Raw genomic sequence first — 23,463 nt, forward strand, 5'->3', positions numbered from 1 at the left:
GGTGGATCCTAGCGACCTTTCCAGTTGGGAGCGCGCTTCTGGGCGAAAGCGGTAGCGCCTTCAATGGCGTCTTCGCTGACGAATACGGCGTTCACCAGCTCCTGCTGTTTCTGCCACATCTCCTCCCGTGACCAGTCGGCAGATTCCAGAATCACCTGTTTGCTCGTGGCGACCGCCAGCGGTCCGTTGGCGGCGATTGCGGCAGCCAGTTTAAGGGCTTCCTCAAGCGCGGTTCCCTGGGGCACCACTCGATTGATCAGGCCCATGGCCTGCGCCTGTCCGGCGTCGATAAAATCACCGGTAAGCGCCATTTCCATCGCCAGGCGGGGAGGGATCTGGCGTGGCAACTTGACCAGGCCACCCGCTGCTGCGGCAAGGCCTCGCTTGACCTCCGGGATGCCGAATTTGGCGTTGTCTGCGGCAACGATGAGGTCGCAGGAAATCGCCAGCTCCAGACCCCCGGCCAGTGCATAGCCCTCTATTGCCGCAATCAGTGGCTTGCGCGGGGGGCGCTCGGTGAGACCGCCGAAACCACGGCCTTCAATATGGGGCACCTCTCCGGATACAAAGGCTTTTAAATCCATTCCGGAACAAAAGGTGCCTCCGGCGCCGGTAAGAATGGCGACGCGCAGGTCATCATTGCTGTCCAGCTCGTCCATTGCGGCGGCAACCCCTTCCGCCAGCGCACGGTTGGCGGCATTTTTTGCCTGGGGGCGGTTAAGGGTAACCACCATGATGCCATCCTTGATTTCTACCAGTACCGGTTCGTCGCTCATAGTATTGCTCCTGTGTATTTATTTGATGAGTTGTACGGCGAGGTGCGCGAGCGGACCGACCAGGTCGCCGCGGGCATCTGCCTCGGCGCTGGACGCGGTGCCGATCTGGGACCTTTTCTTGATGCCCTGGACGATAGCGGCGAGACGGAACAGGGAAAAGACCAGATAAAAATCCCAGTTCTCGATACCATCGCGGCCGGTGCGTTCGCAGTAGCGGTTAATGTATTCTTCATCGGTAGGGATGCCGAGGGCCTTGCGGTCAACGCCCGCCAGACCCTTCATGCTGCTGTCCCGTGGCAACATCCAGGCCATGCACTGGTTGGCGAGGTCCGCCAGCGGATGCCCCAGGGTTGAAAGCTCCCAGTCAAGCAGGGCGATTACCCTGGGTTCGGTGGGATGGAACATCATGTTGTCCAGCCTGTAGTCACCGTGCACCAGACTGACGGTGCCATCATCCTGGGGCATGTTTGCGGGCAACCAGCGCAGCAGGGTTTCCATGTCTGACATGACTTCTGTTTCAGAGGCCCGATACTGCTTGGTCCAGCGACCCAGCTGGCGCTCAAAATAATTGCCAGGCTTGCCGTAGTCAGCGAGTCCTACTGCTTCCACGTTAACATTGTGCAACGCCGCCATGGTCTGGTTCATGGCGTCATAAATGGCGCTGCGCTCGGCATTGTCAGCCGCCTCGGGAAGTACCGGGTCCCAGAGGATGCGTCCTTCCTTATATTCCATGATGAAAAACATGGAGCCGATCACGCTTTCATCTTCACACAGGGCGTAGGTACGGGGTACCGGGACATCGGTATCGCGGAGCGCGGTCATTACACGGAACTCGCGGTCTACTGCGTGTGCAGACTGCAGCAGCTCACCCGGCGGCTTGCGCCGCAATACATAGGACGTATCACCCGCCGTCAGCTTGAAGGTCGGGTTGGACTGGCCGCCCGGAAACTTCTCCGCGGTCAGGTCACCGTGAAATCCGGGAACATGCTCAGCCATATAGGCAGTCAGACGCTCGATATCAACTTGCTGTGCGCTCATGAAGATCCTTGCTTATAGTAGTAATCGTTTCAGTCAGCATCGCAGTGTGTGGCCCGGCTTACGACCGGACAATGACACACCGCGACAAAAAAATTGACCCAGGGCTACAGATACCCGTCACCGTTGAGCAGACTCCCGGCGCAGGGTATGCTGCCTGTGTCAAAAATCACAAGTCTAACAGAGGTAGCGCCGTGTACGAAGAATTGAAGAAGTCATGGACTCAGCTTACAGCCGCGGGGCAGCCCTTTGAGGTGGTGACCATCGAGGTCGATGGCGTGCCGATCCGCAGTTATGCCAACGTGCCGCCGTCGCTGCGGGAGATCTGGCTGAGTACGGCTGCTCATGGCGACAAGGAGTACCTGATTTACGACAGTGAGCGCTGCAGCTATAGCGAGGCCCATGCCTATACCGCCAGTATCGCGCACTGGCTGCATGGCCAGGGTATCGGTCCTGGAGACCGGGTCGCCATTGCCATGCGCAATTACCCCGAATGGATGCTCGCCTATTGGGCAATAACCTCGATGGGTGCCGTTGTGGTCGGTATGAACGCCTGGTGGGTGGCCCACGAAATGCAGTTTGCCCTGGAGGACTCGGCGCCGAAACTGATGATCTGTGATCGCGAGCGCATGCAACGCTTTGCCGAAATTCGCGATGGTTTTCCCGAGCTCAAGGTCGTAGCCGTGCGCTTGCATGACGAGGCGCCGGACTGGGCGACGGATTGGGTCGACGTGATCAACGCCGAATCGCGGCTCCCGCAGGTGAAAGTGGACCCCAATGACGACGCCTGTATTTTCTACACATCAGGCACTACCGGGCGCCCCAAGGGTGCACGCCTGACGCACCGTGGCTGCGTCGCCAATATCTTCAATATTGCGTTTATCAACACGGTGCAGCCGATGGCGGTTGCCATGGCTCGCGGCGCCACACCGCCGGCGGCCGGCACTGCCCCGGCCCCCAACTCCCTGCTGGCCACGCCGCTGTTCCATGTGACCGCCAATAATTGTGTGGCCCAGGCCACGACGATAGCCGGCGGCAAGCTGGTGCATATGTACAAGTGGGATGCGGCGGAAGCACTGGAACTGATAGAAAAAGAGCGCGTGACCACATTCAACGGGGTGCCCATGATGGCGCGTGAGTTATTAATGCATCCTGATTTTGCGCGGCGTGACACCTCGTCCCTTACCGTACTCGGTGGCGGCGGCGCTGCCCTGCAGCCGGACCTGGTAGAAAAAATACAGCAGCGCTCAAAGGCGGCGCGGCCTAATACCGGTTACGGCATGACCGAAACCAGTGGCATTATTGCTGCCGTCTCGGCTGATTTTTTTGTCGATAAACCCGCCAGTGTTGGCCCGGCAATGCCAACCCTGGAAGCCAAGTGCGTGGGACCCCAGGGTGAGGACCTGGGCCCGGGCGAGATTGGTGAACTCTGGGTCCGGGGCGCGCCGGTAATCAAGGGGTACCTGAACCGGCCCGATGCCACTGCGGACTCGATTACCGATGGCTGGCTGCACACCGGTGATATCGCCTACATCGATGACGAAGATTTTATCTTCCTGGTTGATCGGGCCAAGGACATGGTGTTGCGCGGCGGCGAAAACGTGTACTGCGCGGAAGTGGAAAATGCCCTGTTTGCACACGAGGATGTGCTGGAGTGTGTGGTCTTTGCGGTCGCTGACGAACGCCTGGGTGAAGAAGTCGGGGCGGCCGTATACCGCCACCCCGACAGCAGCCTGGATGCCACTCACCTGCGCGCGCACTGTGCGGGGCTGCTGGCCCCCTACAAGGTGCCCCGGTATATATGGTTTCTCTCCGAACCCCTGCCACGCAACGCCAATGGCAAGTTTCTCAAACGCGAGCTGCGCGAATCACTGCAGGTGGCGGACGCGCACTGATCAGCTTTCCACAAAGGCCCGTTCAATCACGTAGTGGGCGGCCTTGCCGTGGCGCGATTCGTTGAAACCGCGTTCGTTGAGCAGCCGGGTCATATCCTTGAGCATGGCCGGGCTGCCACAGATCATGAACCGGTCCCGCTGCGGGTCTATCGGCGCCAGCCCCAGGTCTGCAGGCATGGTGCCATTGGCCAAAAGGTCGGTGAGACGTCCATTATGAATAAACGGCTCGCGGGTAACGGTGGGGTAGTAAAACAGCTTGTTGCTGATGTCGTCGCCCAGGTATTCGTGGGCGGGCAAATCCTGGGTAATCGCATCCCGGTAGGCCAGCTCGCTGGCATGACGGCAGCCGTGGGCCAGTACTACCCGGTCGAAGCGCTCGTAGATCTCGGGATCCTTGATGATACTCATGAACGGCGCCAGCCCGGTACCGGTGGCGAGCAGATACAGCGTGCCACCCGGAAGCAGGTTGTCCATTACCAGGGTGCCGGTCGACTTGCTGTTGACCAGTAACTCATCACCGACGCGAATATTCTGCAGATGTGATGTCAGTGGGCCGTCTGCCACCTTGATACTGAAAAACTCCAGTTTGTCTTCGTAGTTGGCACTGGCCATGCTGTAGGCACGGAGCAGGGGTTTGCCCTCCCGCTCAAGCCCGATCATGGTGAAGTGGCCGTTCTCAAAGCGGAATCCCGGGTTGCGGGTGGTCTTGAAGCTGAACAACCGGTCCGTCCAGTGGTGTATATCGGTCACTTGTTCACGCAGCAGCGTGGCCATAGTCTCACTCCTTGCAGTAGAGCTTAAAGGTTGATGACAGGTTAAGGGTTGGTCATATATTGGTAAAATGGTTTTTTCAGATATACAATATCCATTTAGCCGATATAGAGATCTTTCGCATGCGCTACAGTCTGCGCCAGCTAGAAGTGTTTGTCGCCACGGCCCAGGATGAGAATATCAGCAGGGCCGCCGCCGGTCTGGCGATGTCCCAGTCTGCGGCTTCGGGTGCATTGCGGGAACTGGAAGAGCAGTTCGGGGTGCAGTTGTTTGACCGGTTGGGCAAACGACTGCGACTTAGCGAACTGGGCCGCCAGGTGCGTCCCCAGGCGGAAAACCTGCTGGCCCAGGCCCGGGCGTTTGAGCAATCCCTCTCGGGTGACGAGGTCAGCGGCCGGGTTCAGGTCGGTGCCACCCTGACCATCGGTAATTACCTTGCGGTACCGCTGATTGCCCTGTTTCGGGCTCGCTATCCCCAGGCGGATATTGCACTCAATGTGGCCAATACCAAAACCATCGCCGAGCAAGTGGCCGGCTTTGAACTTGATATTGGGTTAGTGGAGGGCGAATTCAACCATCCCGATCTCGAGAGCCGGCCCTGGCGGGACGATGAGCTAACGGTGTTCGCGGCTCCCGGGCATCCCCTGGCTAGCAAGGCCGCCTTGTCCGACCGGGACTTGCAAAGCCTGGGCTGGATCATGCGAGAGCCGGGATCGGGTACCCGGCAGACTTTCGAGCGCGCGATGCACGGGCTCTTGCCGGATCTGCGGATTGTGCTTGAACTGCAGCATACCGAGGCGATCAAGCGTGCGGTTGAAGCAGGTTTGGGAGTGGGGTGCCTGTCACGAATAAGCCTGGTGGAGGCTTTTGCCCGGGGCTCCCTGGTGCCGCTGCAGGTGCCGGCGCGCGATTTCACGCGCCAGCTGAATATCGTGACGCATCGGAAAAAATTCCATAATGCGGCACTGCGCTGCTGGCTGCAGCTGTGTCTTGAGCAGGGCTCGGGTACACTGCCCACCAGGTGACCAGAGGAGTAAGTCAGCGGTGCCGGATCACGTGGTTCCCATCAACAAAGCACAGCAGTTGCAGGTAGAGCAGTTCACTCTCGAATGTATCGCCAGGGCGCAGGAGTTACTGGCGATGCAGCTGGCGCCGATTCCGGTCATGTTCGACCTCAAGGGCAGGACGGCCGGCATGTTCAGGGCCCAGGGACGGCACTGCCGGATCCGTTACAATCCGTGGATTTTCGCCAAATACTTTGAGCACAACCTGGCACATACGGTACCTCATGAGGTAGCCCACTATGCGGTCTATTGCCATTGGGGACGGGGCAGGGTGCGGCCTCATGGCGTCGAATGGCGCTGGTTGATGGAGCAGTTCGGGGTGCCCGCCGAGGTCACCTTCAATCTTGACTTGAGCGGTGTGCCCCAGCGCCGACAGCGACGCCACCGTTACCGCTGTGCCTGCAGGGATCACGCTGTATCCAGCGTACGCCACAATCGCATGGAGCGCGGCGAGGCCAGCTATCGATGCCGGTATTGTGACTCCCCCCTGTTGCCGGCATCAGACATCGATTGACAGTTCAACACCGCTGAAAGTGTGAGATTCGGTTTCCGGATCCACCTGCTCCAGTACCACACGGCCAGGCTCTATTTCGCCCTCATCAAGGAGGAAGCGCTTGCTGGCGGCGGCACGTGCGGCGGCCAGGTCCCGCAACTGCTGTATCGGCACTTCCTGCCGATCCCGCAATAACCTCGCCTGTTGCAGGATGGAAGGCGCTGTTTCCTCATTTGCAGCCAGGCCCAGGGCGAGATAACGGTCGCTGATGGCGGCTTCCCAGGCGGCACTACGCTGGGCGATATCGCTTTCTTCAAGGCCGTCCGCAAGCAGGGATTTTCGAAACAACTGTTGTTGCAGCTGAGCGCGATCGGTGACCGGATCAAACCGGCCCTCGATGACCAGCGCAATGCCGGGCCGTTGTTGCATGGCGGTGGCCAGTGATGACAACTCTTCCTCACCGTGGTCGTCCAGCGTGGCGCTGCCCGCGGCAAAATCGATGGTTTGCAGGTCTTCACTGCTACCCACCAGGTTGGCCAGCAACCTGAAGGGAGCGGTAACCGCACTGCCGATCAGGTTGACGAAGGCGCGGGTAATAACGCTGGCCAGGCTGAATTGGGGGTTATCAATATCACCACTGACCGGTACCGCCACGTCGATCACGCCATTGCTGTCGGTCAGCAGGGCAATAGCCAGTTTCAGGGGTAGGTCTACGGCCTTGTCGCTGGCGACCCGCTCACCCAGCCTGAGCTGCTCAATCAGCAGTTCGTTATCCCCTTGCAGTCTGCCATTCTCAAGACGATACCGCAGCTGCGCGTTGAGGGTGCCGCGGGCAATGGTGTAACCCGCATAAGTGCTGGAATAGGGCGTTAAGCGCGACAGGTCCAGCCCGCGGAAGTCCAGGCCCAGGTCCAGCATCGGTGGGTCACTGAGCAGGCTTGCGGTGCCGGAGAGATCGACCGGGGCATAACCATCGACTGAACCCTTGATATCAATCTGCATGGGTCGCGACGGATCTGAGCCCACATCGGTTATGGTGCCATCAAGGTCCCCGATCACCGTGCGGAATGGAATCGGTAGTGACTCATCCTGGAAGTCGAGCTGGCTTTTGGCAATAAACACTTGAGGTAAAGAAAAGCGCCATTGCGCGGAGTCCGTTTCTTCGGGGGCTGTCGTTGTAGTCTCGCTTGTGGCGTTGGCGTCGGTATCCTCTTCCAGCAATTGCTGTACATTGATAGTGCCGTCGGCCTGGATGTGCAGGCGTCCTTCGTAGCCGGTCAGGTGCAGTTCGGCCAGGGTGATATCGCGCTTGCCAAGATCGACGTCGAGGCCCCGCCAGTCCAGGTTCTGCCAGCGGGTCAGCGCCTCTTCGGCGCCGTGCAATACCATGGAAAACTTACTGACCCCGCCCTCGCCGGTCAGGGTTTGTGGCTGGAATTCCTTGAGGGTGAGTCGTCCGCTGGTCTGCGCCTCGCCACTGCCGATTTCGGCGCGTAAAACGTCGGGTAATGTGGGTTCAAACCACTCTACGGAGAGTGCCTGCAGATCAAAATCAAGGTGGCCGGTTCCGGAACCCACATTGATTTCCCCGCTACTGTCGAGGGTGCTGGTGTCATTGATGGTCAGCGACAGACTGAATGGGCTCGGCCCGTTCGCCGGCCAGCTGAGGTCATTCAGGCTGGCACTGAGTGGCTGGACGGTGAGCACGGGAGGGTCGGTGAACCCGGTTCGCCAGTTGATTTCACTATCCCCCAGGGCAGCCTGGTCAAGGTGAAATTGCCAGGATGGTCCTGCACTATCTTCTTCGGTATTTGCGGATACCAGGGGCGCATCCGCAGACACTGCAAACAGGTCGATCAGGCTGACTCGATCACCATCACTCCAGCCCCGCAGGTCCAGCCCCTCGGCGGCTACATCTTCCACGGTCACCGACTGTTGGGTGCCGTCCAGCGTAATGCCCTTTACTCGCAGCGCCTTCATGCCGACGCCGGTGTCAGGGAGGTCGGCAGTATCCCGGGGATTAATGTCGACATCCACGATTTCCAGGCTACCCCCGCTGAGAGCGTAATGCAGATTGTCGCGCCAGCTGACCTCATAGTCGGTATCAAGATTCAGTGATCCGCTGGTTACTTCAAAAGCGAGCCAGGGTTCGGCAAAGCGCCAGAATGGACGCAGGCGAATATTGTCCAGGCGCAGGGCCCCGGCACTGTGGCCCGCTATTATTGAAAGATCGCCCTCCCATTCCAGGCGGCCGCCGCTTTCGGTGGAGGCCTGCAGATAGTAGGGTTGCCCTTCTTCGATAACCGTCGATAGATTGGTAACCGCGAGGCTGAGCGAATCCAGGTGCGTGCGGTAACCCTGGGGATGTTGTTGGTCAGTGATATCAATGCGGCGTGCCGACAGGTCCAGCTCTGCGATAGTGAGCTGAAACGGTTGCTCGGTTGCGGGTTCCTGGCGGGTGTCCGCCTCGTCCGTATCCGCGATCAGGTCACTGATATTGAGGGTGCCGTCACTGTTGCGTTGCAGATGTAAATAGAGGTTGTCGAGCGCCACGACATCAAATACCAGCCCCGGCTTTATCAGGCTGGCGAGCGACAGGTTGATTTCCGCACGATCAAATTCCAGGAATGGCTCGCCGCCGGGTTCTGCCAGTGCAGCCTGCCGCACCTCAAGACCCAGAGTGAAGGGATTGAAAAGAATGAGCTCGGTACTCAGTTCCCGGTTAAGGTAATCCCTGGCCAGCGAGGGAGCCAGAAAATTCAGCGCTGGCAGGAGCACCAGGATGCTCAGGGCAAGATAAGTAACATAGGCGATCGCCGCAGCCTTGATAGTCTGGCGCACGTTGTTCCTCCTTGTGATACCGGTCCGAAATCGGGCAGGTTACGTGTATATAGCTTATGCCTGTAGCCGGCAGTTGGCCAATTACGCCTACAGACCTTTGCGGTACGTGTAAGGAGTGACCCCGGTCCAACCCTTGAATGCCCGGATAAAGGCGCTGGATTCGGAAAAGCCTGAACGATGGGCTATCTCTTCAATGGACAGGCCCTGTTTACCCAGGAAGTGCAGCGCCGTGTCGCGGCGCAGCTGGTTTTTGATGTCCTTGAAAGTGGTACCCTCGGCTGAGAGGCGACGACGCAGGGTCTGGGGGTGTAACTCCAGGGTTTTGGCTACCGCCCCGAGTTCCGGCATTTCGTGAAGATGGTGCCGAATCAGGTCCCGTACCTGTGCGGTCCAGCTATTGTGGGCAAAATCCTGGGTGAGCATCATCAGCGCCGGGTGCCGCAAAAAGTGACGCAGGCTTTGTTCCGTCTGGGTAATCTGTTTTTCCATCAGCGCGCTGGAAAAGACCAGTTCACAGTGTTCGGCCTCAAAATGTACCGGATTGGCGAGAAACATGTGCCGGTAATCATCGGCTTTCGCCGCGGCCGAATAACTGAGGTTGACGGCCTGTATGGGCAGATGCTCCTGCACCAGCCAGCTGCCGAAGCGATGTGCATTAAACAACATCAGCTCGGCGGCATAAGGCTGCACATCGGCCAGGTCATGGCTCTGCAGGCGCAGGCTGACCAGGTCACAGGCTTCGTGCAGACAGGGGGAGGGCGACGCGTCAAACAATTGAAAAAAACGACAGTAGCGGTTGATTGCCTGGCCCAGGGTGGCGCTGCCGATGACTGCGTGGCACATCATTGACCAGGTGCCTATGGGCAGGCGTCGACTGGTGTAGCCCAGGGCTTCATCGTTCATGGCGAGCATGGTGCTGGCCTGGAGGTCGGCAAAACGCTCGATCGAGATGCGGGCGCCTTCTTCCAGAATCAGTCGCGGGGAAATCCGGTTTTTGCGCAGCAGGGCCATTGGGTCGAGTCCGATCGCCACCGCATTGCGCAGCACAGCCCGGGCAAAGTAAACGGATATGGAGAGCTCACGCACCGTCGTCTGGCACCGGAGCGCCGGACCGCGGTTCGCCGGACCGCGGAGCGTCGGATCGCCGGGCCGCTGCGATGCCGTTACTCATGTGTAACGGCTTGTGGTCAACCGCGGCCACATGGTTGGCCCCGCCGCGCCTGGCGAGCTTGAGTGCCCGCTCGGTATCCCGATACAGGTTTTCCAGCTCGCTGTCGCCTTCGCGGCTGGCGACGCCCAGGCTGACAGTTATCGCCACGGTCTCCTGGTCTATGATCATCGGTTGTTCTTCGAGGCGCCTGCGAATTCGCTCCGCCAGCGTGCGCGCGGGCGGCAGGTTGGTGTTTGGCAGTACCATCAGGAATGTTGTATTGCCATAGCGGGATACCACATCGCTGCTGCGACACTCCTGCTCCAGGCAATGGGCGATTTTCTGCAGCAGCTTGTCGCCGGTGGCGCGACCATACTGGTGATCGAGTTGCCTGAGGTCATTGACGTCAAGCAGGATTGCCGCAATGGGGTGGCCGTGGCGACTGGCGTTGGCCAGGGTGACATGGAGGGCGCTTTCCAGCCCCCGTTGATTCAATACACGCGTGAGAGGGTCCAGCGTGTTCAACCGGGTGAGTTGCTGCTGGCGGTCAATCACCAGGCTGGTAAGGAAGCCGATAATGACCATGGCATGTGCGGTGCCGTGCAGGCTGTAGACATTGCTTTGCAAGGATGGCAGGAGTTCGCCTACCTGCAGCGCGTAAGCCGTGCCGGGTATGGTCAGTAGCACGACCAGTCCGGCAGTCGCGACGATACCGTCTCCGGGATTATGGTTGCGCCAGCCGTGCCAGGCGCTCACCAGGCCGGCAAGCGTCCAGAACAGGCCAGTAATAGCGAGATATAGCTGAAAAGAAGGTACGGCGGCCAGGATAATGACAGCGATGCAGGCAGCTGCACAGAGGCCACCAATGGCGTAGTGGCCCACGCTGATGCCCGCGCGCTGGCCCACCGCGAGCAACAGGGCGTAGCTGCTGATCATTGCAGCGATAGCGGGTACGTCCATGCTGATGGCAATGGTGCCGGTACCGCCGACGGCAAAGGCGATCCAGGCCAGTAGTGCGAGCATGAAGTAGACGGTGAAAAAGCCCAGGCCGGCGGGAGGCTGGACGCTGTTACTGAGCGCGTAGACCACAAACAGGGGGCCGGCCGTGAGTACCAGCACCAGTCCGAAGTGGGCATAGATAATGTGATCGGCAAACATGCTGTCCATTGCTGGGTCGGGCCTCGACGGAAAAACGCTGTTAGTTTAAGTCAATTTATTTGTCGGCACAGGTCATTGTTGGGAAATTTTGCCCTGAGCATACTGTGTCGTCACAATTTTCTCCTTATTCGAGGCAACACGCATGCTGCAACGCGACTTCACTGACGAGCAACAAATGTTCCGGGACGCCTACCGCAAGTTCCTCTCCGCCGAGATTGTGCCACATATGGAAAGCTGGCGAGACGCAGGGATTGTTGATCGTGCCGCTTTTGCGAAAGCGGGAGAAAAGGGCTTCCTCATGGTCTGGCCCGAGGAAAAATACGGTGGCATGGGTGACCCCGATTTCCGTTTTGAGCAAATCATTATCGAAGAGGCCGCCTATGCCCGGGTCGGGGACTGGTACAGTACCCTGCACAGTCGCCTGGTAGGGCCTTACTTTACACGTTTCGGCAATGAAGAGCAGTGCCAGCGCTTCATGCCGGCTTGCGTGCGCGGCGACAGTATCCTGGCCATCGCCATGACCGAACCCGATGCCGGTAGCGATCTGGCCGGTATGCGCAGTACCGCCGTTGACGCAGGCGATCACTGGGTACTTAATGGATCCAAGACCTATATTTCCAACGGTATCAACGCCGACGTGGTTATTGTCGCCGCCAAGACGGATCCCGAGAATAATCCCCATCACATGACCCTCTTTATTGTGGAGCGGGGCATGGAGGGCTTCGAGCGCGGTCGCAACCTGAAGAAGATGGGCCTGAAGGCTCAGGACACGGCAGAATTGTTCTTTAACGACGTCAAAATCCCCAAGGCCAATGTTTTGGGGGAGCCGGGCAAGGGTTTCATCTATTTGATGGAAGGGCTGGCGGAGGAGCGCCTGATTGGCGCGGCGGGCTATCTCTCCGCGGCACAGCTGTCCTGGGACCTCACCGCGGAATTCGTTCGTGAGCGCAAGGCCTTTGGCAAACCGCTGGCGGCCTTCCAGAACACCCAGTTCAAACTGGCTGAAATGCGCACCCAGCTGGATATCGCGCAGATTTATGTCGACCAGTGCGTACAGGCGTTCAATAATGGGGCCCTGACGGCAATAGATGCTGCGAAGGCGAAACTGGTGACGAGCGAGCTGCAGATCGCTGCTGCGGACCTCGGCGTACAGCTGCACGGTGGTGCCGGTTATATGGATGAATATCCCATCAGCCGGCAGTGTACGGACGCAAAGATCGCGACCATTTACGCGGGAAGCTCGGAAGTCATGAAGATTATCGTCAGCCGTGACTGCCTGTCGGATAATTACAAGCCATTCAATACACGCAATTTTTAATCGCCAACGTCAATTTTCAACAAGGAGAAAAGTTATGGAACTCGCAGGAAAAGTCGCAATTGTCACGGGTGGTGCCTCAGGGCTGGGTCGCGCAACAGTCGAAGCCTACGTTGCCAAGGGCGTCAAGGTCGCTATTTTTGATCTCAATGAAGCGAATGCCAATGAGGTGATTGCGGCGCTTGGGGCCGAGAATGTTGCTTTCTGGAGCGTTAACGTGGCTGAAGAGGATTCGGTCAGGGAAGCTGTCGCCGCTGTGGTAGAGAAGTTCGGCGCCCTTCACATCTGCAACAATTATGCCGGTATCGGCAGCGCCACCAAGACGCTGGGCAAGAAAGGCGTGTTCCCCATGGATCAGTTCATGCCGGTGATCAATGTTAACCTCATCGGCACCTTCAACGTGTCTCGCTATGCCGCTGAACAAATGGCAAAGAATGAACCCATCAACGACGACGGTGGCCGCGGCGTTATCATCAATACCGCCTCCATCGCCGCCATGGAAGGCCAGGTCGGGCAGTTGGCCTACAGCGCCAGCAAAGGCGCCATCGTCGGTATGACCCTGCCAATGGCGCGCGATCTGGCCAGCTATGGCATTCGCGTCAACACGATTGTACCGGGCCTGATCCATACGCCGTTGTTTGAACTGTTGCCAGAGGAAGCCTACAAGTCGCTGGAGAACAGCGTCTGCTACCCGCGCCGCCTGGGCAAGCCCGCAGAGATCGCGCACTTGTCAGTCTTTATTGCCGAGAACGACTATCTCAATGCCGAATGCGTCCGTCTCGATGGCGCGATTCGCATGCAACCACGATAGGGGAGCAGAAAATGGGTCCTTTGAACGGCTTTACCGTCATCGAACTTGCGGGTATTGGTCCCGCCCCGATGGGCGGTATGATTCTCGCCGATATGGGTGCCGAGGTGATTCGTATCGAGCGCGCCACGGCGGCCGATCCCCGGCAGATGCGCGATGTCAGCGCCCGGGGCAAAAAGTCGGTGGTGCTCAATCTCAAGCAGCCCCAGGGCGTGGAAACACTGCTGCGCATGATTGAAAACGCGGATGTACTGATCGATCCCTACCGTCCCGGTGTATGCGAAAAACTGGGAATAGGGCCCGATATCTGTCTCGATCGCAATCCGCGCCTGGTTTTCGCGCGCATGACCGGTTGGGGTCAGGAGGGGCCTTTGGCACAGGCCGCGGGACACGATATCAACTATATCTCGCTCACCGGGGCACTGTATGCCACCGGTCGTCGTGGCGAGAAACCGGTACCGCCACTGAATCTGGTGGGGGATATGGGCGGCGGCGGCATGCTGCTGGTGAATGGGGTACTTGCTGCGCTACTCGAGGCCGCCAACTCCGGTAAGGGCCAGGTCGTGGATGCGGCGATGGTGGATGGCGCGGCGCAACTGATGTGGATGTTTCACGGCTTCCACGCCATTGGTGCCTGGGATGCAAGCCAGCGCGAAGCCAACATGCTGGACGGGGCCGCCCACTTCTACGATACCTACGAGTGCGCCGACGGCGAGTACATCTCGATCGGCTCGATCGAGCCACAGTTTTACGCCCTGCTGATGGAGCTGGCGGAACTGCCGGAAGCCGAGTTTGGCAACCAGCATGACCAGTCACGCTGGCCCGAACTGACCGAGAAGCTGGCGACGATATTCAAACGCAAAACCCAGGCCCAGTGGTGTGAGTTGATGGAGGGTACCGATGTCTGCTTCGCACCTGTACTATCGTTTGTCGATGCACCGGCGCATCCGGCCAATGTCGCGCGCAATACCTACATTGACGTTGATGGCCTGACCCAGCCCGCGCCTGCTCCCCGGTTCAGTCGTACGCCGTCACAGGTTGCACACGGTGCCCACACTCTGGGAGAAGACACCGAGGCCACCCTGGCGGCCATGGGTTTTGCCGAGAGCGAAATTCGCCAGCTGCGAGAATCCGGTAGCTTCGGTTAAATCCATCAGGAGTCTTCTCATAAGGAAAACAGACAATGGCGAGTTATGAAACAGTAACGGTAGAGCATCACGGCAGTGTTGCCCTGGTCAGCTTCAACCGTCCGGACAGCCTGAATGCATTCAGTGCGGCTTTAAGGCGCGATATCCTGCAGGCAGTGCGAGACGTTAACGCTGACGACAACGTGCGTGTCGCCGTGCTGACCGGATCAGGCCGTGCCTTTTCCGCCGGCGCGGACCTGGCCGAGGTGGCAGGGGACGATTTCGATGTAGAGCGCCAGCTCAATAACGAGTACAAGCCGGCGCTAATGGCCATTACCGATGCACCCAAGCCCTGGATCAGTGCAGTCAACGGCGCCGCCGCGGGAGTTGGCAGTTCTTTTGCCATGGTCTGTGACCTGACGGTGATGGCCGATAATGCCTTTATATATCAAGCATTTGCGGCCATCAGTCTGATTCCGGATGGCGGGGCTACCTGGCACCTGGCGAGAACCCTGGGTCGCAAACGTGCCTACGAGCTGATTGTCGGTGGCGAAAAGCTCGCCGCGGCGCGCTGCCAGGAACTGGGCCTGTGCAACCGTGTTGTGCCGGCGGAATCGCTGCTGGCGGAAACCCTGCAATGGGCGCAGGAACTGGCCGGCAAGGCGCCCCTGTCGCTGCGCTACACCAAACAGGCGCTCAATTTCGCCATGGAACACGAGGTTGCCGAAACCATTTCCCGGGAGGCCGCGCTGCAGAAGCTCTGTATCGACAGTGAAGATGCAAAGGAAGGTGTCGCGGCATTCATGGCGAAGCGGCCTCCGGTCTGGCAGGGTAAATAATCAGGAGTTCGGGTTTATGAGTGATGCAGAACTGATCGTCGAGCGCAATGGCCCGGTAGCTACGCTTACCCTCAATCGCCCGCAGGCAATGAATGCATTGTCGCCTTCGCTGCTGAAGACACTGTGCCAGGCGCTGGGGGAGTTGCAGGAAGATGAAGATATTCGGGCACTGGTGCTGACCGGTAACGGCAGGGCATTCTGCGCCGGTCTCGACCTCAAGGCCCTGGGCGATCACCCTGAGGGCCTTGCGGCGTTTGCCATTCATGGTGAAAACGATGTGTACGCCGCCATGGAACGTTTTGATCGCCCGATTATCGTGGGGGTCAATGGTGTCGCTGCCACCGGCGGATTCGAGTTGGCGCTGATGGGGGATATCCTCATCGCGGCTACAGGTGCCCGCTTTGCCGACACCCATTGCCGGGTAGGTCTTGCGCCCGGTTGGGGGTTATCACAGAAACTGGCGCGTATTATTGGCCCGAGTCGAGCGCGGGAGGCGCACTTCAGCGGCAATTTCATTTCCGCCGAACAGGCCGATGCCTGGGGACTGGTCAGTCGTGTGGTGGCACCTGAAGCTTTGTCCGACAGCTGCCAACAGCTGGCCGAAGATATCGCCAGTTGCGTACCGTGGACGGTGAAGGCCTACAAGGCGCTGGTTAATGAAGGCCTTGAGATGACCATGGGTGCAGGTCTGGCCATGGAGAAGCAGGTCATGACCTATGCCAATCGCCAGGTCTCCGGGGCTGACATCGCTGCGCAGCGCAGCTCCGTGCAAGAGCGTGGACAGCAACAAAAGCAGCGGGACTGATGTACTCCGTCGCCCGTAGCTGCTGTATTCGGGAGCCGCGATGTGACTGATGAACTGCGACCGGAATTGCAGGCGCTGCAACAGCGCCTGCAGCGCACCCTTGACGAGGGCCGCGATGCAGCCCGGGTGCGGCGTCACCAGGCGGGGTATCGCAGTGCGCGCGAGAACCTGGCAGACCTGGTGGATACGGGTACTTTCCAGGAATATGGCCAGCTGGCGGTCGCCGCCCAGCGCAATCGGCGCGATTACCAGGAGTTGCAAACCAGCACTGCCGCGGACGGCATTATAACGGGCACTGCCACCATCAACGCCGGCTCAGTGGGGGTTGGCGCTGCCCGCGTGGCGGTGATCATTAATGATTACGCTGTGCTGGCGGGTACCCAGGGATTTTTCCATCACCGCAAGCTGGACCGTTTGTGCGCGCTTGCGGAGTCCAGCCAGCTACCGATCATCATGTATACCGAGGGCGGCGGTGGTCGCCCCGGTGATACCGACGTGCTCACCCACATTGCCGGGCTGCATGTGGAGTCCTTCAGCCGTTGGGCTGCGCTCTCCGGGAAAGTGCCGCGCATAGCTGTCAATAATGGCTACTGTTTTGCCGGTAACGCCGCGTTGTTTGGCTGTGCCGATATTACCATTGCCACCCGGACATCCTGGATCGGTATGGCGGGACCGGCGATGATAGAGGGGGGTGGTCTTGGCAAGGTCGATGCCAGGGAAATCGGCCCGATAGATGTGCAACTCAAGAACGGGGTAGTGGATATCGTGGCTGAAGATGAAGCCCACGCCACGGCCCTGGCAAAACAGGCGTTAAGCTATTTTCAGGGCCCGGTGCAGGACTGGGCCTGCACCGACCAGGCGCCATTGCGTGACCTGGTGCCGCTGGACCGGCGCTGGGCGTATCCGGTACGCAAGGTGATCGAAACGATTGCCGATACCGGCTCTTTCCTGGAGCTGCGGCGGGTTTACGGGCGCAGCATCATCACCGGCTTTATTCGTCTCGAGGGACAGCCGGTTGCCCTCATCGCCAACGATTGTCAGCAACTGGGTGGCGCGGTGGATGCCGAATCCTCGGAAAAGGCAGCCCGCTTTCTGCAACTCGTTAATGCCTTTGGCCTGCCTGTGCTATCTCTTACGGACACCCCCGGTTTTATGGTGGGCCCCGCCAGTGAACGCGATGCAGCCGTACGGCGTATGTCCTCTTTGTTTATTACCGGCGCCGCCATGCGAGTGCCCATGGTCGCCATTTTCCTGCGCAAGGGCTACGGTCTGGGCGCCATGGCGATGACCGGTGGTAGCTTTGCCGCGCCGGTCTATGCGGCCGCCTGGCCTACCGGCGAGTTCGGTGCCATGGGGCTGGAGGGTGCGGTGCGACTTGGTTATCGTAAGGAACTGGAGGCGGTGGCCGATCCGGGAGAGCGCGAGGCATTGTTCGAGCGTCTGGTGGCTGATCTGTATGAAGCCGGTAAAGCGACTGAGGCGGCCTCTTATCTGGAAATCGATGCGGTGATCGACCCCATTGATACCCGGCTCGAAATAGTGCGCGCGCTGCGTGCAGCGGCTGTTGGCGGCAAATAATAATCACAAGAGGAAACGAGATGAAATTGTCGCCCGTATTTGGCCTGTCTTTCGCCGCTATCCTGCTATGCCCACTACCCCTTGCCGCAGAGAACAAGCAGCTGCTCTGGGGTGATACCCATCTGCATACAACATACTCCTCGGACGCGTTTGCCAACAATAACCTGCTGGCGGAACCCGATACGGCCTACCGTTATGCCATTGGCGAGCCGGTTATTCACCCTTACCATCGTGCCCGGGTGCAGATAGAGACACCACTCGATTTTCTGGTGGTGTCCGATCACGCCGAGTATCTGGGGCTGATTCGTCATCTTTACTATAACGGCGCAGGTGACGCCGAGTTAGGTCTTGTCGACGGCCTCAAGGTCCGTTTCGTGAGCTGGCTGTTACAGCGCCGTATTGCCCAGGGGAGGGCCCGGGAGCTTTTTATCTCGGTGCTGCCGGAACCTGGTGAACCGCGCGAGGCTGTTAACGAAATACTGGGTTCCAGCTGGTTGGCACCGATGCCCGAGGTGGAAATCGATATCTGGAACCGTATCACCGAAGCCGCTGATCGCTACAACCGTCCCGGGGAATTTACCGCAATGATCGGCTGGGAGTGGAGTTCGATTCCCGGTGGCGGCAATTTGCACCGGGTCGTGGTTACCGACACAAACGCCGCAACGGCGCAGCAGTTTCAGCCCTTTGGGCTTGATGACAGCCCCTACCCGGAAGATTTGTGGCGCTGGCTGGAAGATACCTCCAGCGCGCTTGATGCCGACTTTGTTGCGATACCTCACAACTCCAACATTTCCAAGGGGGCGATGTTCGATACGCTGACCCTGCGGGGTGAGCCCTTCAGTGAGGAGTACCTGCAGTTGCGGCGGCAGTGGGAGCCGATTGCGGAGATTACCCAGATCAAGGGCGATTCGGAGACTCATCCGGATCTGTCCCCCAACGATCCTTTCGCGGATTTTGAAACCTACCCCTTTTACATACAGCGCGAAGCGGGTACCTACCGCGCTCGTGCCGGAGACTACTTGCGCCCGGCGTTGCTGCGGGGTCTGGAAATGGCAAAGGAATTGGGAACCAATCCTTTCGAGCTCGGGTTTATAGGTTCCACCGATTCTCATACGTCACTGTCGTCCGCGGAGGAGGGTAACTTTCACGGCAAGCTGGCAACTGACTCGATTCCGGAGAACAAGACGAATCGCTGGGCAGAGAATGCGGGCCCCAGCGGTTGGGCGATGTCCGCGTCGGGACTGGCGGCAGTGTGGGCACAGGAAAACACCCGCGAAGCAATTCTGGCCGCCTTTCGGCGACGAGAAGTTTACGCGACGACCGGTCCCCGTATCGGCGTACAGTTTTTTGCCGGCTGGGGTTACGCGACGGAAGATCTGCAATCGGGCGACCTCTACCAGCGTGCGACCCAATCCGGCGTACCGATGGGGGGTAATCTGCGCGCAGTTGAAGGGCAGGGCCCACTGACAATCATTGTCCAGGCGACTCGCGATCCCGCCGGGGCAAACCTTGACCGAATCCAGATCGTCAAGGGCTGGCTGGACAGTGCCGGTAAGGCACAGGAAAAAGTCTATGACGTGGCCTGGTCCGATGGGCGTGAGCCGGGTGCTGATGGCAGCCTGCCCCCGGTCGGTAATACGGTTAACCTCGCCACTGGCACCTGGAGCGATGATATCGGTGCAGCGCAACTGCTGGTTGCCTGGCAGGACCCGGACTTTGATCCTGCCCAGCCCGCATTCTACTACTCCCGTGTGTTGCAGGTACCCACGCCGCGCCACTCCCTGCTCGACGCACGGGCACTTGGCCTGGAGTCTGCCCCGGGTTTCCCCGACACCATCCAGGAACGCGCCTACACATCACCGGTATGGTACCAACCCGTGGGGTCAGGTCTCGCTTTGTAACATTTGGGGGGCTTAAAGGCTGGGGTCAGGTCTCGCATTGTAGCATTTGTCCATCAGGGCAAATGCTACAATGCGAGACCTGACCCCAGCTCCCACCTCTGTACGACCAAATGCTACAAAGCGAGACCTGACCCCGGTTCGTCTTTTAATCAAAAATAGTGAGGAGGTTGATAATGAAAAATCTGTTTGACGTCACAGGCAAGGTGGCGGTTGTCACCGGCGGCTCCCGTGGTATCGGTGCAATGATCGCCAGGGGCTTTGTTGCCAATGGTGTGAAAACCTACATCACGGCGCGTCGTGAAGATGAGTTGACTGCAACTGCCGCCGAACTTTCAAAAGAGGGGGAATGCATCGCTATTACCGCCGATCTGTCCACTTTGGAAGGCGTTACGCGTTTTGCCGATGAGATACGCGCGCGGGAGCCAGAACTGCATATCCTGGTGAACAATGCGGGCGCGAGCTGGGGAGCCAGCATTGACGAATTTCCCGAAAATGGCTGGGACAAGGTAATGGACTTGAACGTAAAGTCGATATTTTTCCTGACACAGCAGCTGCTGCCCGCGCTGCGTGCCGGCAGTAGCGAGGAGGATCCGGCGCGGGTGATCAATATCGGCTCGGTGAACGGGATCACCAATTCCCATATGCAAAATTACAGTTACAGCGCCAGTAAGGCCGCGGTTCATCAGCTCACCCGGCACCTGGGTGCGGAACTTGCTCGAGAGCAGGTTAACGTTAATGCGATTGCACCTGGATTTTTTCCCAGCAAGATGACCTCTCACATGATGGAGCATGAGGCTGAAACGGCGGCTACCTTTCCTATCAAGCGAATCGGGAGTCCTGAAGACGCTGCCGGCACGGCTCTCTACCTGAGCTCAAGGGCTTCGGCATGGATGACGGGTCAAGTGCTGGTGCTGGACGGCGGCATGGTCGCCGATTCATAGGGAAGACTCCCAAGGGATAGGGTCAGGTCTCGCTTTGTAGCACCGAGTGCTACAAAGCGAGACCTGACCCCAGCACTTTCATGACCCCGACCGTTATCAGGTGGTCAGGATCAGGCGCAGGGCTTGCAGTTGGAGGCTTGCGTGGCGGATGTGGGTAGCGCATTCCTCTATTCGGTAGCCAAGATGGTCGATTTCTTCCTGGCGGATAGAGGGGTTTACCTCACGCAGGGACTCCAGGCGTTCGAGTTCCGCGCCGAGGTCATTACGCATACGTGTTTCGGCTGTGGTCAGAATAGGTGCCAGACGCGCTTCTGCGAGCTTGCCAGCAAGGCTCATCTTGTTCTCTACGTCAAGGTGAACCTGCCTGATGATAGCCAGCGCCGTGCTTTTGTTTACCTTTTCCACAAGGCCGTTAAGGCGCGTATGTGGTACCAGGTCCGCCAGGTCCTTGCCGCGTGCATCAACCAGCAGGCGCACGGGTGTCAAGGGCAGGAACCGCTCCAGCTGCAGGCCCCTGGGGGCCACACAATTCACTGTAAAGATGCTTTCCAGCAGCATGGTGCCCGGCGCAATCCCCTTGAGCTTGATGGTGGCAATAGCCGCATTGCCAAGCTCGGTTGAATGCAACATGTCCATGGCATCCACCATCATGGGATGTTCCCAGGTCATGAAGGCAATGTCTTCCCTTGCGAGGGCTTTGTCGCGCGAGAATGTGACAGTGACGCCTTCCTCCGGCAGATGGGGAAAATGAGCGGTAAGCATGTGCTCAGTGGGTCGCAGGATCAGTGCCTGTTCCGAGTGATGTTCATGCTCGACGCCATACGCATCGCACAGGGTTTCCAGGTAGCCCTGTAGCGTTTCGCTATCTTCATTCTCCTGGATTTCGGCAATAACCTGAGCCGCCACTTCCGGTTTGCAGGAATTACGTTCCAGCAGCCGGTCGCGACCCTCGCGCAGTTCGCGCCGGGTGGCCAGGGTGAATTCCGTGGTCTCCGCAAGGAGTGTGGCGAAGTTGTCATCGCGTTGCTCCAGTTGCGGCAACAGGCGATCCTGGAAGGCCTCAAAAATCATGGTGCCGGCGGAACAGCTCTCGTGGAACAGGTCCAGGCCATGGTCATACCAGTCCAGCAGTGTTTCCTGCGCGCTGTTCTCAAGGAAGGGGACGTGAATATGCACATCGCCGGTCTGTCCTATCCGGTCCAGGCGGCCGATGCGCTGTTCCAGCAGGTCCGGATTCAATGGCAGGTCGAACAGGATCAGGTGATGGGCGAACTGGAAATTTCGCCCTTCACTACCAATCTCCGAACATACCAGGGTCTGGGCACCGTTGACCTCGTCGGCGAAATAGGCCGCTGCACGGTCGCGCTCGATGATCGACAGCCCCTCGTAGAACGCCGCCGAGCGAATGCCCGCACGCAAGTGCAGATAGTGTTCCAGGGCGACTGCGGTCATTGCCCTGGCGCATATGACCAGCACTTTTTCGGGCCGCAGGCGCTTCAGGGTCTGCTCAAGCCATTCGACCCGGGGATCAAAGGCCAGCCAGCTGTCATCGTGATAGGGCGACTCCGGATGCAGCGCCGATTCGAGATCAATCCTGGCATGCAGATAGGCGTCGGGGCTGGGTAGCGGATAGCGATGCAGGATGCGCTCGGGGAATCCACTGATTGCCGCCCGGGTATTGCGAAACATGACCCGGCCGGTACCGTGACGATCCAGGATCTGGTCGATCAAGGTGGTCGCGGGCGCCGTCGGATCGAGTCCGGGCGGCAGGTCATCGGGTACGGTGCCGGCCTCAATCTGTTCGGCCATTTCACTCCAGCGCCGGTATTGCCGCTCTTCTTGCTGAAACTGCTCCAGCGAGTGGAATCGCTCCGGATCCAGCAGTTGCAAACGCGCAAAGTGGCTGTCCAGGCCCACCTGTTCCGGGGTGGCGGTCAGCAGCAGTAAACCCGCGCTCTGGCGGCCCAGTGCCGCCACGAACCGGTAGTCCTCCCCCGGAGCGTCGGGTGACCAATGCAGGTGGTGCGCCTCGTCGACGACCACCAGGTCCCAGTCAGCCATCAATGCCTGCAGTTGCCTGTCCGGGTTGTCCCGGAACAGGTCGAGGCTGCACAAGACCAGCTGTTCGCTGTCAAACGGGCTGTCCGCACTCAACTCGAGCGCCATCTCTCCGTCGTCAAGCGGGTCATGTTCCGACATGGCCTGCAGGCGTTCTTCATCAAACAGGGAGAAGTGCAGATTGAAACGGCGCAGCATCTCTACCAGCCACTGGTGAAGCAGGGTTTGCGGAACCAGGATAAGTACCCGTGCAGCGCGTCCGGTCAACAGTTGCTGATGCACAATCATGCCGGCCTCAATGGTCTTGCCGAGACCGACCTCGTCCGCCAGCAGAACCCTCGGTGCATGGCGTTGCCCCACCTCGTTGGCGATATATACCTGGTGTGGCAGGAGACTGGTGCGGGAACCCATCAGGCCACGGGCAGGCGAGTGTTGCAGGCGATCCAGGTGCGCGAGGGTGGCAACCCTCAGGGCAAAGTCGTCATTTTTATCGAAGTGACCATTCAACAGGCGCTGTTGGGGGGTGGTGATCTGGACGAAGGCATCCAGTTCCAGCTCGGAAACCGTGATGGCCTGGTCGTGATGATCAATACCACTGTAAAGCAGTAGCCCGCCCTTTTCCTGAACGTCAGTGACCACCAGCTCTACACTGTTAATCGTAGAGATATGGTCGCCCTCCTTGAACCTGAGGCGGGTGAGTGGTGCGTTATCCAATGCATAGGTGCGTTCCTCGCCAACAGCGGGAAAGCTGACCGTGACCCGGCGCGGCTCAATCTCGACAATCACCCCGAGTCCGAGCTGGGAATCTGCATGGCTGACCCAGCGTTGACCGACAATATAATCCATAATATTCCATTGAGGTGTCAGGATGCGGCCCGGCCGCATAAAATGGCGCATGGTACCACTGA

At 59.1% G+C, this 23,463-nt stretch carries 18 protein-coding genes; 11 read left to right on the forward strand and 7 right to left on the reverse strand.

Going from position 1 to position 23,463, the window contains the following annotated elements:
• Window positions 1-8 precede the first annotated feature (8 nt).
• The gene (locus tag CWI75_RS06610) at window positions 9-776 is read right to left on the reverse strand and encodes a crotonase/enoyl-CoA hydratase family protein (RefSeq protein WP_101520689.1); all 768 of its coding nucleotides are present in this window, start codon (window positions 774-776) and stop codon (window positions 9-11) included.
• 18 nt (window positions 777-794) lie between these two features.
• Window positions 795-1,814, reverse strand: a complete 1,020-nt coding sequence (locus tag CWI75_RS06615; protein WP_101520690.1) for a phosphotransferase family protein — start codon at window positions 1,812-1,814, stop codon at window positions 795-797.
• Window positions 1,815-2,005: 191 nt separating this feature from the next.
• Here CWI75_RS06615 and CWI75_RS06620 point away from each other — a divergent pair, with 191 nt between their 5' ends.
• Window positions 2,006-3,706: a class I adenylate-forming enzyme family protein gene (locus CWI75_RS06620; RefSeq protein WP_206604655.1), complete on the forward strand. Its 1,701-nt coding sequence runs from the start codon at window positions 2,006-2,008 to the stop codon at window positions 3,704-3,706.
• Here the strand turns inward: CWI75_RS06620 and CWI75_RS06625 are convergent, their stop codons facing one another.
• Complete coding sequence (locus tag CWI75_RS06625; protein ID WP_101520692.1) at window positions 3,707-4,480, reverse strand: ferredoxin--NADP reductase; 774 nt, start codon at window positions 4,478-4,480, stop codon at window positions 3,707-3,709.
• Window positions 4,481-4,599: 119 nt separating this feature from the next.
• Here CWI75_RS06625 and CWI75_RS06630 point away from each other — a divergent pair, with 119 nt between their 5' ends.
• Together CWI75_RS06630 and CWI75_RS06635 are read left to right on the forward strand one after the other, a co-directional pair.
• On the forward strand, window positions 4,600-5,502 hold the full coding sequence (locus CWI75_RS06630; protein ID WP_101521003.1) for a LysR substrate-binding domain-containing protein: 903 nt from the start codon (window positions 4,600-4,602) through the stop codon (window positions 5,500-5,502).
• A gap of 19 nt (window positions 5,503-5,521) precedes the next feature.
• Window positions 5,522-6,055 (forward strand): SprT family zinc-dependent metalloprotease, encoded by a 534-nt coding sequence (locus CWI75_RS06635; RefSeq protein ID WP_162300011.1) that lies wholly within the window; start codon window positions 5,522-5,524, stop codon window positions 6,053-6,055.
• Here the strand turns inward: CWI75_RS06635 and CWI75_RS06640 are convergent.
• The 3 genes from CWI75_RS06640 to CWI75_RS06650 form a co-directional block, all read right to left on the reverse strand.
• Window positions 6,041-8,893, reverse strand: a complete 2,853-nt coding sequence (locus CWI75_RS06640) for a DUF748 domain-containing protein (RefSeq protein ID WP_479459232.1) — start codon at window positions 8,891-8,893, stop codon at window positions 6,041-6,043. The genes CWI75_RS06635 and CWI75_RS06640 overlap by 15 nt on opposite strands.
• A 69-nt stretch (window positions 8,894-8,962) precedes the next feature.
• A complete protein-coding gene (locus CWI75_RS06645) occupies window positions 8,963-9,961 on the reverse strand; it encodes an AraC family transcriptional regulator (RefSeq protein ID WP_241521108.1) in 999 nt (332 codons plus the stop codon).
• Entirely contained in the window at window positions 9,954-11,192 is a 1,239-nt protein-coding gene (locus CWI75_RS06650) for a GGDEF domain-containing protein (RefSeq protein WP_101520695.1), read from the reverse strand. Before CWI75_RS06650 ends, CWI75_RS06645 begins: the two co-directional genes overlap by 8 nt.
• 133 nt (window positions 11,193-11,325) lie before the next feature.
• On the opposite strand from CWI75_RS06650, the gene CWI75_RS06655 reads away from it, so the two are divergent.
• The 8 genes from CWI75_RS06655 (at window position 11,326) to CWI75_RS06690 (ending at window position 20,497) form a co-directional block, all read left to right on the forward strand.
• Entirely contained in the window at window positions 11,326-12,501 is a 1,176-nt protein-coding gene (locus tag CWI75_RS06655) for an acyl-CoA dehydrogenase family protein (protein WP_101520696.1), read from the forward strand.
• Window positions 12,502-12,535: 34 nt separating this feature from the next.
• Window positions 12,536-13,309 (forward strand): SDR family NAD(P)-dependent oxidoreductase, encoded by a 774-nt coding sequence (locus CWI75_RS06660; RefSeq protein ID WP_101520697.1) that lies wholly within the window; start codon window positions 12,536-12,538, stop codon window positions 13,307-13,309.
• Between the two features lie 11 nt (window positions 13,310-13,320).
• Window positions 13,321-14,454 (forward strand): CaiB/BaiF CoA transferase family protein, encoded by a 1,134-nt coding sequence (locus tag CWI75_RS06665; RefSeq protein WP_101520698.1) that lies wholly within the window; start codon window positions 13,321-13,323, stop codon window positions 14,452-14,454.
• A gap of 35 nt (window positions 14,455-14,489) precedes the next feature.
• On the forward strand, window positions 14,490-15,272 hold the full coding sequence (locus CWI75_RS06670; RefSeq protein ID WP_101520699.1) for an enoyl-CoA hydratase/isomerase family protein: 783 nt from the start codon (window positions 14,490-14,492) through the stop codon (window positions 15,270-15,272).
• A gap of 16 nt (window positions 15,273-15,288) precedes the next feature.
• Complete coding sequence (locus CWI75_RS06675) at window positions 15,289-16,077, forward strand: enoyl-CoA hydratase (protein WP_101520700.1); 789 nt, start codon at window positions 15,289-15,291, stop codon at window positions 16,075-16,077.
• Window positions 16,078-16,119: 42 nt separating this feature from the next.
• Window positions 16,120-17,655 carry an acyl-CoA carboxylase subunit beta gene (locus CWI75_RS06680; protein WP_101520701.1) on the forward strand — a complete coding sequence of 512 codons (1,536 nt, stop codon included), beginning with the start codon at window positions 16,120-16,122 and terminating at the stop codon, window positions 17,653-17,655.
• 20 nt (window positions 17,656-17,675) lie between these two features.
• Window positions 17,676-19,556: a DUF3604 domain-containing protein gene (locus CWI75_RS06685; protein WP_101520702.1), complete on the forward strand. Its 1,881-nt coding sequence runs from the start codon at window positions 17,676-17,678 to the stop codon at window positions 19,554-19,556.
• 173 nt (window positions 19,557-19,729) lie between these two features.
• A complete protein-coding gene (locus tag CWI75_RS06690; protein WP_101520703.1) occupies window positions 19,730-20,497 on the forward strand; it encodes an SDR family NAD(P)-dependent oxidoreductase in 768 nt (255 codons plus the stop codon).
• 96 nt (window positions 20,498-20,593) lie between these two features.
• Here CWI75_RS06690 and rapA read toward each other — a convergent pair whose 3' ends face one another.
• Complete coding sequence (gene rapA, locus CWI75_RS06695) at window positions 20,594-23,401, reverse strand: RNA polymerase-associated protein RapA (protein WP_101520704.1); 2,808 nt, start codon at window positions 23,399-23,401, stop codon at window positions 20,594-20,596.
• Window positions 23,402-23,463: the final 62 nt, after the last annotated feature.

The organism is Kineobactrum sediminis, assembly GCF_002868715.1.
Taxonomy (GTDB): Bacteria; Pseudomonadota; Gammaproteobacteria; order Pseudomonadales; family Halieaceae; genus Kineobactrum; species Kineobactrum sediminis.

Excerpts from the sequence above, each read along its gene's own strand:
- CWI75_RS06660 (WP_101520697.1), top strand. The coding sequence starts at position 12,536 with ATGGAACTCGCAGGAAAAGTCGCAATTGTCACGGGTGGTGCCTCAGGG.
- CWI75_RS06675 (WP_101520700.1), top strand. The coding sequence starts at position 15,289 with ATGAGTGATGCAGAACTGATCGTCGAGCGCAATGGCCCGGTAGCTACG.
- CWI75_RS06670 (WP_101520699.1), top strand. The coding sequence starts at position 14,490 with ATGGCGAGTTATGAAACAGTAACGGTAGAGCATCACGGCAGTGTTGCC.
- CWI75_RS06625 (WP_101520692.1), bottom strand. The coding sequence starts at position 4,480 with ATGGCCACGCTGCTGCGTGAACAAGTGACCGATATACACCACTGGACG.
- CWI75_RS06610 (WP_101520689.1), bottom strand. The coding sequence starts at position 776 with ATGAGCGACGAACCGGTACTGGTAGAAATCAAGGATGGCATCATGGTG.
- CWI75_RS06685 (WP_101520702.1), top strand. The coding sequence starts at position 17,676 with ATGAAATTGTCGCCCGTATTTGGCCTGTCTTTCGCCGCTATCCTGCTA.
- rapA (WP_101520704.1), bottom strand. The coding sequence starts at position 23,401 with ATGGATTATATTGTCGGTCAACGCTGGGTCAGCCATGCAGATTCCCAG.
- CWI75_RS06665 (WP_101520698.1), top strand. The coding sequence starts at position 13,321 with ATGGGTCCTTTGAACGGCTTTACCGTCATCGAACTTGCGGGTATTGGT.
- CWI75_RS06615 (WP_101520690.1), bottom strand. The coding sequence starts at position 1,814 with ATGAGCGCACAGCAAGTTGATATCGAGCGTCTGACTGCCTATATGGCT.
- CWI75_RS06630 (WP_101521003.1), top strand. The coding sequence starts at position 4,600 with ATGCGCTACAGTCTGCGCCAGCTAGAAGTGTTTGTCGCCACGGCCCAG.
- CWI75_RS06690 (WP_101520703.1), top strand. The coding sequence starts at position 19,730 with ATGAAAAATCTGTTTGACGTCACAGGCAAGGTGGCGGTTGTCACCGGC.
- CWI75_RS06650 (WP_101520695.1), bottom strand. The coding sequence starts at position 11,192 with ATGGACAGCATGTTTGCCGATCACATTATCTATGCCCACTTCGGACTG.
- CWI75_RS06655 (WP_101520696.1), top strand. The coding sequence starts at position 11,326 with ATGCTGCAACGCGACTTCACTGACGAGCAACAAATGTTCCGGGACGCC.